12 protein-coding genes are annotated in these 12,899 nt (G+C 51.5%); 2 read left to right on the top strand and 10 right to left on the bottom strand.

The genetic code is table 11. The annotated features are described in order from the left end of the window. Nucleotides 1–40: 40 nt before the first annotated feature. Together TH61_RS09140 and TH61_RS09135 are read right to left on the bottom strand one after the other, a co-directional pair. A complete protein-coding gene (locus TH61_RS09140; protein ID WP_231862198.1) occupies nucleotides 41–799 on the bottom strand; it encodes a TSUP family transporter in 759 nt (252 codons plus the stop codon). A gap of 120 nt (nucleotides 800–919) precedes the next feature. Continuing rightward, on the bottom strand, nucleotides 920–3,487 hold the full coding sequence (locus TH61_RS09135; protein ID WP_066508464.1) for a lamin tail domain-containing protein: 2,568 nt from the start codon (nucleotides 3,485–3,487) through the stop codon (nucleotides 920–922). 174 nt (nucleotides 3,488–3,661) lie between these two features. On the opposite strand from TH61_RS09135, the gene TH61_RS09130 reads away from it, so the two are divergent. Further along, nucleotides 3,662–4,651 carry an aspartate-semialdehyde dehydrogenase gene (locus TH61_RS09130; protein WP_066508462.1) on the top strand — a complete coding sequence of 330 codons (990 nt, stop codon included), beginning with the start codon at nucleotides 3,662–3,664 and terminating at the stop codon, nucleotides 4,649–4,651. A 52-nt stretch (nucleotides 4,652–4,703) separates the two neighbouring features. Here the strand turns inward: TH61_RS09130 and TH61_RS09125 are convergent, their stop codons facing one another. The 4 genes from TH61_RS09125 to TH61_RS09110 all read right to left on the bottom strand — a co-directional run bounded on the left by TH61_RS09125 (nucleotide 4,704) and on the right by TH61_RS09110 (nucleotide 7,101). Next, a complete protein-coding gene (locus TH61_RS09125; RefSeq protein ID WP_157600671.1) occupies nucleotides 4,704–4,901 on the bottom strand; it encodes a hypothetical protein in 198 nt (65 codons plus the stop codon). A 147-nt stretch (nucleotides 4,902–5,048) separates the two neighbouring features. Further along, the gene (locus TH61_RS09120) at nucleotides 5,049–5,498 is read right to left on the bottom strand and encodes a hypothetical protein (RefSeq protein WP_066508458.1); all 450 of its coding nucleotides are present in this window, start codon (nucleotides 5,496–5,498) and stop codon (nucleotides 5,049–5,051) included. A 32-nt stretch (nucleotides 5,499–5,530) separates the two neighbouring features. After that, on the bottom strand, nucleotides 5,531–5,878 hold the full coding sequence (locus tag TH61_RS09115) for a hypothetical protein (RefSeq protein ID WP_066508457.1): 348 nt from the start codon (nucleotides 5,876–5,878) through the stop codon (nucleotides 5,531–5,533). Nucleotides 5,879–6,096: 218 nt separating this feature from the next. After that, the gene (locus tag TH61_RS09110; RefSeq protein WP_231862197.1) at nucleotides 6,097–7,101 is read right to left on the bottom strand and encodes a hypothetical protein; all 1,005 of its coding nucleotides are present in this window, start codon (nucleotides 7,099–7,101) and stop codon (nucleotides 6,097–6,099) included. A gap of 393 nt (nucleotides 7,102–7,494) precedes the next feature. Here TH61_RS09110 and TH61_RS09105 point away from each other — a divergent pair, with 393 nt between their 5' ends. Continuing rightward, on the top strand, nucleotides 7,495–7,899 hold the full coding sequence (locus TH61_RS09105) for a response regulator (protein ID WP_066508456.1): 405 nt from the start codon (nucleotides 7,495–7,497) through the stop codon (nucleotides 7,897–7,899). Between the two features lie 86 nt (nucleotides 7,900–7,985). Here the strand turns inward: TH61_RS09105 and TH61_RS09100 are convergent, their stop codons facing one another. The 4 genes from TH61_RS09100 to TH61_RS09085 all read right to left on the bottom strand — a co-directional run bounded on the left by TH61_RS09100 (nucleotide 7,986) and on the right by TH61_RS09085 (nucleotide 12,880). Next, a complete protein-coding gene (locus tag TH61_RS09100) occupies nucleotides 7,986–10,919 on the bottom strand; it encodes a glycosyl hydrolase (RefSeq protein ID WP_066508455.1) in 2,934 nt (977 codons plus the stop codon). Nucleotides 10,920–11,092: 173 nt separating this feature from the next. Continuing rightward, nucleotides 11,093–11,578, bottom strand: coding sequence for a hypothetical protein (locus tag TH61_RS09095; protein WP_066508454.1), 486 nt, complete (start codon nucleotides 11,576–11,578; stop codon nucleotides 11,093–11,095). A gap of 114 nt (nucleotides 11,579–11,692) precedes the next feature. After that, nucleotides 11,693–12,508 (bottom strand): alpha/beta fold hydrolase, encoded by an 816-nt coding sequence (locus TH61_RS09090; RefSeq protein ID WP_066508453.1) that lies wholly within the window; start codon nucleotides 12,506–12,508, stop codon nucleotides 11,693–11,695. Between the two features lie 54 nt (nucleotides 12,509–12,562). Continuing rightward, a complete protein-coding gene (locus TH61_RS09085; protein WP_066508452.1) occupies nucleotides 12,563–12,880 on the bottom strand; it encodes a hypothetical protein in 318 nt (105 codons plus the stop codon). Nucleotides 12,881–12,899: the final 19 nt, after the last annotated feature.

Here is a 12,899-nt window from a genome sequence, read left to right as displayed (position 1 = left end):
CTGGTTTTGACGTATTTCCTGGAAAACAGGCTAAAAACGGCTAAGCGTAAAACGTGTCGTAGGCAAATTTAAGAATGATGCCCGTCACTACCACTAAGAAAAGCTTCCGCACAAACCCACTGCCTTTGGCCAACGCAATCTTGGTACCCACTACAGAACCTAGCACGCTGCTGATAGCCATTGGTATTCCAATGTGGAACAAGATAAAACCTTTATACCCAAAGTACAACAAAGCAGATAAATTAGTAGCTACGTTTACTACTTTGGCTGACGCCGAGGCCGCCAGAAAGTTAAACCCGAACAAACCCACAAACACAAACATCAGGAAACTGCCCGTCCCAGGCCCGAAAAACCCGTCATAGAACCCAATTACCAGCCCCACGCCCATGCCGTACCAGACCTCCTTGGCCGGCGCCAGTCGCGGTGCGTGGATGGCGCCAAAATCCTTCCGGAAGAAGGTATACAGAGCCACGGCAATCAACAAAACCAGAATCAAAGGCCTGAGCATCTCCTTGTCAAAATGGCTCACCACGCGGGCACCCAGGAACGAGAAGACAAACGCCGCCGCTGCCGCCGGCAGAACCGCTTTCCAGTTGATTTCTACGTTGCGGGAAAAGCGCCAGAGAGATACCGAGGTACCGGCAATGCTGGACAGCTTGCCCGTGCCAAACAAGGCCGGGATAGGCGCCGAAGGAAGGAACACGAACAGCGCCGGTAACTGAATAAGTCCGCCGCCGCCCACTACAGAATCAATCAAGCCCGCCAGAAACGCGAACAGACACAGGTACAGAATCTCCACAAGTACAAACAGATAAGGCCCCGTGCAGAGCCAATTTTCTGCAAAGATTCAGAAAAACGCCGGGCTTGCCAAAAGTGAGGATACGCGAAGCCGTTTTTGGCCTGATTTCTAGAAAACAGCCTAAAAACGACCGCCTACCACGGTAGTCTCTTTGATAATTTCCTTCTCGCCGTTCAGGTTGAACAGCTCCACCAACACTATATAATACCCGATGGCCGCTTTGGTGCCTTTGTCCGTGAGCCCGTCCCACTGAACCAGGTTCTCACTGCCAGCCAAGGAGTTGTTAGCCAGTTTCCGCACTGGTCTTCCAGAGCCGTCGTAGATGGTTACCTGGGCTACGGTTCCGGTTCTTAAGTCTGAGAATTGCATCAACAGCACATCGTCCACCCCATCACCGTCTGGTGTGAACACCTTGGGCTCTAGCGTAAGTTTCTTGCTTTGCGGCGTAGCGGCGGTTTGGGCTTGGGAATTCAGATAGCCCGGAGTCGCCTTCACGGCCGTGGCCGCCGAATGGAAATTAGCCGCCACCGATGGCCCGGCGAGCTGCATCCTTTCCAGGGAAATGCCCTCTGGATCCTTTATCAATTTGAAATGCTGGTCTGCGCTGTAGGCTACTTCATCCATGACAGTTTTATCCGGTAGCAGCAAGACCACATTCCCGGCATCATCGTTGAAAGAGGGCAGCGAGGTAAGTTGATGGAAGGTGTCGGGTTTGCCGTTGGGATATTGCTCCCGAAGAATCTTGGCATCTGCCGTGAGTACCCAATAGGCATTGGGCGCTAGTAGAAGAGGTTGCGCGGAAATGGTCTTGGCATTGGTGATTTCGCCCTTCTCGCGATTGGCCACTTGCCAGTTCTGCAGGTTCAGGTACTTATCGGTGCGGTTGACCAGTTCCACAAAGTCCACGCCGCCGGTGCCGGGGTTGAACAAAATCTCATTGATGACCACATCACCTTTCTGTGCTTCGGCTGGCAAGACTAGCGTCACCATCTGCTGACTCGCGCTTACATTCCCTGCGCAATCTCTCACACCCTGCACGGTGACGGTATACTTTACATTCTCCCGTAACGGCGCCTGCAAGGTCAATTCCACCTCAGAAAATCCTGAGGGCAATACTTGCACTTTTGAAACTACCACTTCGGGCGAAATCCTGTACAAGGAAAAAGCCGCCGCCAGACTGTCCAGAGGTTCGTCAAAGGTGAGTTTTACTTTATCTGGGCTGGTCGTCACAGCTTGCACTAAAATAGGACCCGACGCATCCTTCCCTTGCACAGAGTTTACCTTACCCGGAGTTCCGCCGCTTGGATATTCAGAGGCTTTCCAGGCGACAGCGCCCGTGCAGGCGGTGTTCGCATCCACCAGTTCCAAGGTCCAGCCTCCCTCCTTCTTCTGAGCATCGCGGTACCATGCGTTGGTGTATGTTACTTTGTCCAGCAACTGTCCTTGCGCGTTGTAAAGCTCTACCTCATCTCCCGCGTCATTTAAAGACGGAAAGCTGGACAAACCTACCACTTCCCCGAAGGGCTTGTACAAAGCCGTATCTGCGGCGGCGGTTACAATCACATAGGCACCGGGCTTGAGTAGGTAGGATGGAAAAATGGCCGTATTGGTGGTCGCGTCTGAGTATTTCCAGTTCTGCAGGTTAAAGGTCTTGTCGCTTTGGTTATGAACCTCGAAGAACTCTGCGGCAGGCAGGTCCTGCAGTGGGTTCAGGTCAGCATAAATCTCCGTGATGCGCACGTCGCCGGGTTGGGCAATGGGCACGTAGTCAAAGGTGGTCTGCAAATTACGGGCGGTGTTGCCTTGAACGTCCACAATCTCCGCCATCTGGAGGGTGTTGGCTCCTGTGGCAAAATCTGAGGCGAAAGTAAGCCGGATGGTACTGGGGTCTACTATTTCAACAGAATTGGGATTCCGATTACCATTGAGCAGATAGTTCTGCAAGTTCTGCACTGAGGTTTCGGTGACAGGCTCTGAGAATTTCACTTCCAGAGACCTCGGTCCAAGCACTTTGGTCTCAGTGAGGGTGGGCAGGCCAATGTCTTTGATGGAGAAGTCATCGAAGTAAAACTTTTGGGCGTTGGCCTGGCTGTAGGTGAAGCGCACGCCGGTGTAGACCGACGTGGTGTAGCGGGCGTCTTGCGCCGTGCCTTGACTTACATAGTTCTGGCCGGTGGCCCCCATGTCCACTTCCAGGTTCCAGACAGAGGCCTCGGTTCTGGTCACGCGCACTCTAAGCAAGTTGTTGGAAGTGGCCACGGTCTTATCTGGACCATTGATGATGCGCACGGCGGTGCCGCCGTCTTTACGGTAGAGGCTTACCTCGTCCTCAGTGCCGCCAATGCGCACGAAATAGCCTTGGTGAGCGCCTTTCAAATCTTGGTTGTCTGAAGTGAGGTGGACTTCGGCGTAATTGCCTGAGGAGGTGGCAAAGTTCAGTTGCAGGTAGAACTCCCATTGCACGCCAACGGCCAGCGTATTGGGCGTCATGAGTTGCAGGGTGGTGCCCGTCACGGCGGGACCTTTGCTTTGCAGTTGCTGGGCGGCGTTCACCTGAAAAGAGGCCACGTCACCGGTCCAAGCAGGATTTTGGGTAAAATCACCGTCTGCAAATGTCTCCCGAAGCTGGGCGCTAGCCGTGCCGCAAAGGGCAAACCATAGCATTATCAAAAGAAAGAGTTGCCGCATAGAATGACCATACTTTAAAAGTGCGTAAAAGTTGGTTTCTTTGCGGCAGAGAAATTTCCGTTTTCTGCCTGATTCTCAGAAAACAAGGCAAAAACGGAAATCTACTCAGGCGTGCGGCCTCAACATAAAAGCCAAAGCCCATGACCGACATTCATTTTTATAAGTTCACCTTACATGAAAGTAGCTGTAGTAGGCGCCACCGGCCTAGTGGGTGGCGAAATGCTGAAGGTGTTGGCCGAGCGCCAATTTCCGGTTGATGAGTTGTTGTTAGTGGCCTCAGAGCGTTCTGTGGGCCAGAAGATGTCTTTCCAGGGCAAGGAGTACACCGTCATTAGTATGGATGATGCCATTGCGCAGAAACCAGCCATTGCCATCTTCTCTGCCGGCGGTGGCGTGAGCAAGGAAATGGCGCCTAAGTTCGCCGAAGCCGGTACCACCGTGGTTGATAACTCATCTGCCTGGCGTATGGATCCTACCAAAAAGCTGGTAGTACCCGAAATTAACGCTTCTGAACTGACTGCCGCTGACAAGATCATCGCCAACCCTAACTGCTCTACCATCCAGATGGTAGTGGCCTTGAATCACCTGCACAAAGCGCTTAAAATCAAACGCATTGTAGTAAGCACCTACCAGTCTGTGACCGGAACTGGCAAGAAAGCGGTAGACCAACTCATGAACGAGCGCAACGGCCAAGAAGGCGAGAAAGCTTACGCCTACCCTATTGACCTGAACGTGATTCCGCAGATTGACGTCTTCACGGAGAACGGCTACACTAAGGAAGAAATGAAGATGGTCAACGAGACTAAGAAAATCATGGGCGATGATTCCATCCAAATCACCGCTACGACGGTGCGCATTCCTGTAATTGGCGGTCACTCAGAGTCAGTGAATGTAGAGTTTGAGCGCGATTTCACCTTAGAGGAAGTGTACCGCATCTTGCAGGAAACCCCGGGTGTGGTGGTGGTAGATGACGTTGCCAACCTTCAATACCCAATGCCTCTCACCGCCCACGGCAAAGACGAAGTGTTTGTAGGCCGCATCCGCAGAGATGAGTCTCAGCCAAAAACCCTCAATATGTGGATTGTAGCGGACAACCTGAGAAAAGGCGCCGCTACCAACGCGGTTCAAATCGCGGAATACTTAGTAGAGAACAAGCTGGTGTAATTACCACTTTTTATAAAAAGAGAAAGGCTACCAAATGGTAGCCTTTCTCTTTTTATAGTGTTTCCGTTCTGGGATATTTTCCTCTCAAACTTTCAAGCCAATCACGAAAATCACTAGTCACTTTCTCAACACTTTCAATACTTGGGTCAACATCGCTGAAACTTGCCACTTCAAATTTATTTTCAAAATCTCGCCCAATCTGAATAGCATCATAAGATATGCCTTCTAATGCTTCAACTGAATTTTTCAAGTACTCCGTGAAGTTATAGACGCCAATTTTTTGACTTAAGTAATCGTCTAAGCAAGAACTTAGCCGTCTGATTATTCTGCTGTTAGCGCTTTCCAATTTTCTTAATAATTAGACAGATATCATTAAGCCTTAGAGATGTCAGTAGATTCAGAAGTTACTTTTCAAACTTTTAAACTCCTTTAAAGCATTCGCTCTAGAGATGAATTCCTTTTCAGTTACAACATGAGTTGTATCCTTTTTCCAGAAAGGATATAACCAAGTCATGCCAGTTCCAAATAACTCTTTAAAGCCGGTTTCTTTTATTACACGATAATCAACTTTGTATCTAGCCTTCCCTTTAAAATATTCTTTCCTCTCGATTGGACTGCTTAGCAGGTCAAGAAATTTCCAGGCAGTATCTAGGCTTGTAGCATTCGGGAAATAATCTACCACCATTGAAATACCTATTCGAGGTTCAGTCTCAAATGATAAATCTATAAATCTTGGCGATGATGCTTTTTCACTTTGAACCTGTAGAATGCTTTCATCAATGCGCCTGACAACTAACTCAGGCTGGTTATTTAGAAACGCTTCGATTTGATTCAGCAACACAATCATATTTTAGAAAAAGCGCGAAACTTTGTACCTCACTAATTCGCATCCTGCCAAATCACCCTCAAATCCTTTACTTCCCTATCAAAATCTGGGCAGGTTTCATCGCCGTTGAAGCAGAGGAGGTTGCCTTCGCAGTCATAGACGGAGTTAATGGAGTTGATGCCGGGCTCACAGCTTCCAATTACGAAGACGCTGTGCCCGTTGTAGGTGCCTTGTTGCACCACCTGGCAACGGTTAGAACGTTCTAATTCCTGGACCCGCACTTTCAGCCATTTGATGTTCTCTGTGGGCTTAACCACGTCACAGGTACGCTTTATTTCTTCCAGTTCACAAGAGGAGAAGGCAACTAAGACAAGAAGGCACAGGGTGTACAGGTGTTTCATAGCAATGGGGTCTTTGCTTTATAGATACCCGCTAAGGGAGATAGGTTGCTTTGGCCACGTACCTTTCTATCTATTTCCTGCAAACTACGCCTTCACAGATAGAATGCCAAACCCCGTTTTTACTTTGCATATGCGCCTGCTAAATGAAGAAAGCCGTTTTCGGCCTGCTTTCTGGAAAACAGGACGAAAACGGCTTTCAAATTATAAGAGGGTTCTCCTTATTGATACTGGATGTACAACGGAACCGGCGTCAGCTTGAGCAGGTCTTTGGGATCGTAGAGTTTCCAGCCGGCCTTCTTGGTGTCGTTCTTATAGAAGATTTTGAAACCAGTGTATTGCACAGGCTCTTTCTTGATATAGTCGTTGTAGGTGCTCTTCTTCAAGATGCGGTCACCCCAGCCGTCCATGTGCATCACAAACTGCACATTTGGACGCAGTCTGATTTGTTTGTAGTTGGTGACCATGCGCTGTGTGAAGCGGTGCACCACCAAAATCTTAGGAGGCAGATTGTAGCGCTTGGCAATGTCTGCCAGGACACCAGTGGCGTAGTTGATTTCTGAGGCATCAATTGTCCCCACGCGTCTACCCGGCACGGCGCCGTTCTTCATGGCAAACTCAGGGTCAATGCCCAAGTGCACCTGCGGCAGTTTCAGCCATTTCTCCAGCCTAGGAATCTCTTCTTGCAGGGTGCTTTGGCCAATCTGGATGTCCAAGAACACAATGGCATTGCGCTGCTTGGCCCAAGAGATGACAGAATCAGCTACGTGGTCGCTCATGCGAAGACGGTATTTACCGCCTTTACCAGGCTGGCCCTGGGCCGTTACCACAATCACGTGCAAAGCGGGCTGAACGGGCGTGGCCGGGTCAACCTTTGTCCAGGTTTTCACTTCCTCGTCCAATTTCTTGAGCATCTGCTTAGGAGGCAATTCGCCTAAGATACCCATGCGCTTAGACATGGGGTTACCGTAGTAGGCAATGATGCGTTTGTGCGGCAGGATGGCCTTAGTGGCCAAATCCAGAGAGTCGGCCTTGGCTTTGGCGGCCAATGAGTCTGCTACGGCCTTAGCCGAATCTGCAGCGGCCGCGGCGGCAATCTTCTGGTCTTGACGGGCCGTCTCCTCGGCGGCGGCTTTAGAATTACAACTGGTAAGGGTGGCTCCCCAGAGAAAGGCTAGGGCAACGGCCCCTCCCAACTTCAACTTCATGGCCTGCTTTGAGTTCATTTTAATAGGTACGCTAATCACTTGGGTAAACGTGAGTGGAATGGATTCTGGAAGATACCGGTTTTTGACGGATGTTTAGAAAGCCCGCGCCTGTTTTGTTTCCACTTTTTTGATTTTCACCTGTTTTCTGAAAATCAGGCCGAAAACGCTTAGTACATCTCATATTCCCTATATACGCAGTAAGCCGAGGCAGGAAACCAATCTGACTGGTTTTGTCACTTTCCCAAGGCAGGGCACGTACCAGATAAACGCGTGGGCCGGCAAATACAAACGCCGCCCGCCAACGCGTCATAAAAACAGACCAATTGTAAAGGATGGACCTACAATATAGGAAAGACGCTATCTTTACAGTTGCTTAGAACGGCCTGCCAGCGCCCCACAACCCAAGTGCCCATGAAGAAACTCAACAGAGTCTTGTTGATTGACGACGACGAGATTACCAACTATATGAACCAGCGCGTCTTGAACAAAGCCGAGATTGCCGAGCAGATTGACGTGGTGCTCAACGGCGAGGAAGCCCTGAACTACCTGACCGGCGAGGCCCACGCCAACGCCACCCTGCCCCTGGACCTGATTCTGGTAGACATCAAAATGTCGGTGATGGACGGCTTTGACTTTCTAGCCCAGTACCAGGAACTCCCCGACCACCACAAAGCCAAGAAGGTGTTCACGCTGTCATCCTCAGCCAGCTTTTATGACCTGGAGAAGCTAAAGGAGTTCCCAGACGTGGTGGGTTTTCTGTCCAAACCCTTGACGCAGGCAGACGCCATGCACTTAGTCACAGAGCATTTCAGTTAACACAAAAAAAGGAGGCTGTGATGGCCTCCTTTTTCGTTTTTAGCCTGTTTTTCAAGGAAATGGCCTGAAAACGGGTTTGTCAAAATCTATTCTCTGCCTCTGCGCTCAGGGGCTTTAATCACAAACTCCTGCGTGGTCTTAGAGCCGTTGGCTTCTACCTCTACGGTGTATTTGCCCGGCTTCAGGTACAGGCTCTTGTTGGAGGCTGGCGTCACTTTCACGGCCTCGCCGCCTTTGCGGCCTTCGTTCAAGGCTTGCTCATAGGCGGTTTGGTTGGCTGGCTCCACGGTCAAATCATAACCCACGTAGTTCAAACCCTTCTCGCTCTGGTCGGTTACCTGTTTCAGCACCTGGCCTTTGTCGGTTTTGATTCTGATGGTGGTGGTGCCGGCGTTGTTCACGTAGAACGGCACGGTCAAATTAGGCGTGAAGGTGTCCCCGTACGTCCCGAATTTCTCTCCCCAACGGTCAGAGTACTGCGGCGCGGTGAGTGGGAACATATGTACTGCCTTGCCTTGCACTTCTGGCGTCAACTGCTGCAAGTGCGCAATGTTACCAATGTACAGCGAGCGACCGTGCGTACCCACCACCAGGTCATTCTCTCTTGGATGGATGGCCAAATCATGCACCGACACGGATGGCAAATCATCGCCGCCCAAGGCCTGGAACGTCTGTCCTTTGTCAAGTGACATGTACAGGCCGTTGTCAGAGCCTACAAACAATAGGTTCGGGTTTTTAGGATCTTCTTTGACTACGTTCAAAGGCTCCTTCGGCAGGTTTTTGCCTAGTTGCTTCCAGTTCTTACCGTAGTCAGTAGACACGTATAAGTACGGCGTGAAATCATCCCAACGGTAGCCGTTCAAGGTGGCGTACACCGTACCCTCGTTTTCATTAGACGCTGAGATAGCGCTAATCCACATGTTCTTCGGCAGCTTATCCGAAATCTTGGTCCAAGAATAACCGCCGTCGCGGCTCACATGAATCAAGCCGTCATCAGAGCCCGTGTATAGCAACCCGAAGCGCTTCGGCGACTCCTCAATCACGGTCAAGGTTCCGTAGCCCACGTCACCCGCTCTTCCGCCGTTGGTCAAATCACCCGACAGGGCCTCCATGTTCTCTCCTTTGTTCAGAGAGCGGTGGAACTTGTTGGACCCGAAGTACAGCACATCCTGGTTATGACGCGACAACAGAATAGGGCTTTCCCAGTTGAAGCGCAACGGACGCTCGCCCAGTTGGTGCTTGGGCTGGATAGGCAGACGCTGACCGGTTGCCTTGTTCAGCCTGAAGTACGCGCCGTACTGTGAGCCGGTGTATACGGTGTTGTTGTCCCTGAAGTCTACCTGCACCATCATGCCGTCTCCGCCGCCCAAACGCTGGTACGGGTAGCGGCCGTTCTCTGTCCAGGCAGCGCTGGCAGTGTAGGTGCTTGGTCCGCCCCAAACGCCGTTGTCCTGCAAGCCGCCGTACACGTTGTAAGGCGTGGCCATGTCCACCGCCACTGAGTAAAACTGCCCCAACGCCTGCGAATTGGCTTTGAACCAAGTCTTGCCATCATCATAGGTAATGTTCACACCGCCATCGTTCCCGCTCACCAAATGGCCGGGCTTAGAAGGGCTCACCCACAAATCCTGGTGGTCTGAGTGCACGTTGTCGCCTTCAATGTTCTTCCAGGTTTTACCCGCGTCCTCAGACTTGAGCAAAGGCACCCCCAGAATGTACACATGATTCGGGTTGATAGGCGACACTCTAATGACCCCGAAATAGTAGCCGTAGGTATAGTACAGGTCGTCAATGTAGCCGTCATGGGTTTTCTTCCAGGTAAGTCCTGCATCATCTGAGCGGTACACCTGCGCGCCCGTCACCGGCGTCTCAATCATGACAGAGTTGGCGTCTACCAAGAAATCTGACAAGGCCACCGGTCTAATCTTATCCGTGCGCACCATCTCCTTCACGGAGCGGGCGGTGTAGGTTCTTGGGAAGTTGTTGTCGTCTAAAAAGGTGTTGATGGTAGCGTCATCCAGCTTCAGGAAGTCTTCTTTGGTGAAGTCCTTGAACTGCTCTTTGCGCAACTTGTTGGTGTTGCTGGCCACGGCCGGCTTCACGTCCTTGCGAAGTTCCTGGTTGTCAACGCTGGCGTAAATAATCTTCGGGTTGCCCGGGAAAATGCTCAAGCCAATACGGCCCACGCCTTCGCCGGCAGGCAGACCGCCTTCCATCTTCTGCCAGGTCTCACCGCCGTTGGTGCTTTTGTACACGCCAGAACCGCTTCCGCTCTCCACGAAGTTCCAGGCGCGGCGCTCGCGCTGCCACAAGCTGGCGTACAAAGTATTAGGGTTGCTTGGGTCAATGACCATGTCCACGGCGCCCGTGTTGGCGTTGCCGCCTTTCAGGACGTGCTTCCAGGTGCTGCCACCGTCGGTGGTCTTGAAGATGCCGCGCTCTTGGTTAGGCGAGTACAAATGGCCCACCGCCGCTACCCAGGCCATGTTCGGGTCAGTAGGGTTTAAGATGATACGGCCAATGTGGTGGGTCTCTGGCAAGCCTTTGTGTTGCCAGGTCTTGCCTCCGTCGGTTGATTTATAAATACCCACGCCCGAGTAAGACGAGCGGCTGGAGTTGCTTTCGCCGGTGCCTATCCAGAGGATGTTGTTTTTCCAGTCCACGGCAATGTCCCCGATGGTCATCACGGCCTCGCGGTCAAACAAAGGCTCAAAGGAGATGCCGTTGTTGGTGGTGTGCCATAACCCTCCAGAGGCATAGGCCACGTAGAAATTGGTTGGGTCTGTGGGCGACACGTCCAAGTCCACCACGCGGCCGCTCATCACCGTAGGGCCTACGTTGCGGAACGCGATGTTGCCGGCAATGGAGTTCTGCTGCAGTTTCAGGCGCTGCTGGTAGCCTTCCAGGCGCTCTTTGGCGGGGGTGAACGGTGGCTGTTTTTCTTTGTTTTTCTGGGCGATGGCCGGTAGGCTCAAAAGGCCTAGCATCATCAACGGGAAGAGTGGTTTGCGTAGCATCATGCCTTGTGCGAAGACGTCTGTCTTTTGTTGGTTAGGTTGGTGTTGGATTCCTGAAAATAGAGCAAAAGCGTCAGTTAATAAAATAAGCGCCAGCGCTTTCTAAAAGAAAAGCCGTTTTTGGCCTGTTTTTAGGAAATCAGGCCAAAAACGGCTTTGGATAGTACTAGTTTACGCTACTTCTTCTCTGCGGGAGCGGGCGCAATCAGTTTCTCTTTGTGCAGCTCACTGTGCCGTATCTGCCCGCCGGTGATGCCCGCCAGCGCCATGACACCAAAGGCCAATACAGACACAATAAGCGTGATGACGGCCCAGGTTCTTGGTTTCTGCGAGCGGGAGCCCCGGACTGATGTAGTCATCAACCCCATGACAGCGGCAGCTCCGGCGGCGCCCATTGCCCAGAGGGCAAACTCAGCGGCCTCTTCATGGGCCTCAATGTCATCATGGCGCACGCCAGCAAAACGCTCTACCATTTCTTCTGCTGGCTCACCAGTAAAATAGGCCGGCACCGTGAGCAGAGAGGAAATTAAAATAGTAGTCATTCCAGCTTTCAACACCGACACACTTCTGGTGGCAAACCCAGAAGCTAAAAGCAGCGCTCCAAACAAAGAACCAAGAATAGGCAGGTGATTTAGCAGCAGGTGGTAATGGGCGTCATTCATACAAGAAAACCGACAAGGGCTAGGAGCTTAAAAGAAAGCTTAATATTACAAATAAATAGCGGAACTGCTATATTACTTTAACCCGCTTGTCTTCAATTCCTAACCTCTGCAGGCTTAAAATGAATTCTTGGCCCGGTACTTCTGCGCATTGGCCGGCGAAAGCGTCTCGGCGAACTTGAGCAAAGCCTGACGGGTGAGTGCCGTGTTCTCAAACATGCCCATATGCCCCACGTGGCCCAGGAAGTAGGTCATGCTGTTCTCTGGCAGGTGACACTGTTGCAGAGTGGCCTCCAATGGCACGGCTGGGTCTTCTTTGCCCGCCATGAAGAACACGGGAATGGGCGTGGTTTTAAGAACCTCAGTGCGGTCTTTTCTGTCGCGCATGGCCTGCAGACAGCCTAGGATGGTTTCCGGCGACGTGGCTTTCCCAATGGCCTGCATCTTCTCAATGGCCGGCTGGCAGGAAACCCGATTGCTTTCGGCAAACAGGGGAGCCACGAAGGTTTCCATGAACTTGTCCACGCCATGCTTCTGGATGAACTCCACGGTTTTGTTGCGGCTGTCTTTCTTCTCCTCAGTATCTGCCAAGGCGCTGGAGTGGAACAGGCAAAGCCCGTACAACAGCTCCGGGAACAGCTCCGCGACCGCCAGACTCACGTAGCCGCCCATGGAATGACCTACCAGCAGGCATTTCTCTACGTTGAGCGAGGCCAGCGTCTCATGAACTTGACGCGCCTGCGCTTCCATGGAATATTCTGTTGGGAATCCGCTTTCTCCGTGGCCAGGCAAGTCTAGGGTGATTATTTGAAATTCATGGAGCAGCGGCTTTACGAAATCTGTCCAGAGCTCCTTGCTTTCGCAGAAGCCGTGCAGAAAGACCAAGGTGGGACCGGAGCCGGTTTGGGTATAGGAAAGAAGATTAGATGCCATAGGAAATTCTGATTTTGACCTGTTTTACGGAAAAGTGGCTAAAAACGAAGAGGTTTATTTGCCTTCCCTCCCCTGCCCCGTGGTTTCCTGCGGTTGTGTTTGTGGTTCCTGCAAGGCTTTGGTCTTCTTCTTGATGCTGCTGTTCGCCATTAAAGCGGTGATGATGGCCACAATGGGCCACTTCTCCAGCACCTCTAAGTGAGAAACGGTTTCCTTCCAGGTGATGCCTTGGCCAGACAATAGCTTCTTGACAGGTTCATACAAGTCAATGACTGTATAAATAACCACCACCAACAGCAATGACCGGCCAATGATAATGAGCTTCTCTTTGAAGGGCAAGGTGGGCAGGGATTCGTGGGCAGGGCTTGTCATGGGCTAAAGATACTCATAA

The organism is Rufibacter sp. DG15C, from assembly GCF_001577755.1.
Taxonomy (GTDB): Bacteria; Bacteroidota; Bacteroidia; order Cytophagales; family Hymenobacteraceae; genus Nibribacter.
Note: the sequence above shows the minus strand (reverse complement) of the source record. Positions and strands in the feature narration are given on the sequence as shown.

Excerpts from the sequence above, each read along its gene's own strand:
- TH61_RS09085 (WP_066508452.1), bottom strand. The coding sequence starts at position 12,880 with ATGACAAGCCCTGCCCACGAATCCCTGCCCACCTTGCCCTTCAAAGAG.
- TH61_RS09120 (WP_066508458.1), bottom strand. The coding sequence starts at position 5,498 with ATGATTGTGTTGCTGAATCAAATCGAAGCGTTTCTAAATAACCAGCCT.
- TH61_RS09090 (WP_066508453.1), bottom strand. The coding sequence starts at position 12,508 with ATGGCATCTAATCTTCTTTCCTATACCCAAACCGGCTCCGGTCCCACC.
- TH61_RS09135 (WP_066508464.1), bottom strand. The coding sequence starts at position 3,487 with ATGCGGCAACTCTTTCTTTTGATAATGCTATGGTTTGCCCTTTGCGGC.
- TH61_RS09105 (WP_066508456.1), top strand. The coding sequence starts at position 7,495 with ATGAAGAAACTCAACAGAGTCTTGTTGATTGACGACGACGAGATTACC.
- TH61_RS09100 (WP_066508455.1), bottom strand. The coding sequence starts at position 10,919 with ATGATGCTACGCAAACCACTCTTCCCGTTGATGATGCTAGGCCTTTTG.
- TH61_RS09095 (WP_066508454.1), bottom strand. The coding sequence starts at position 11,578 with ATGAATGACGCCCATTACCACCTGCTGCTAAATCACCTGCCTATTCTT.
- TH61_RS09115 (WP_066508457.1), bottom strand. The coding sequence starts at position 5,878 with ATGAAACACCTGTACACCCTGTGCCTTCTTGTCTTAGTTGCCTTCTCC.
- TH61_RS09110 (WP_231862197.1), bottom strand. The coding sequence starts at position 7,101 with ATGAACTCAAAGCAGGCCATGAAGTTGAAGTTGGGAGGGGCCGTTGCC.
- TH61_RS09130 (WP_066508462.1), top strand. The coding sequence starts at position 3,662 with ATGAAAGTAGCTGTAGTAGGCGCCACCGGCCTAGTGGGTGGCGAAATG.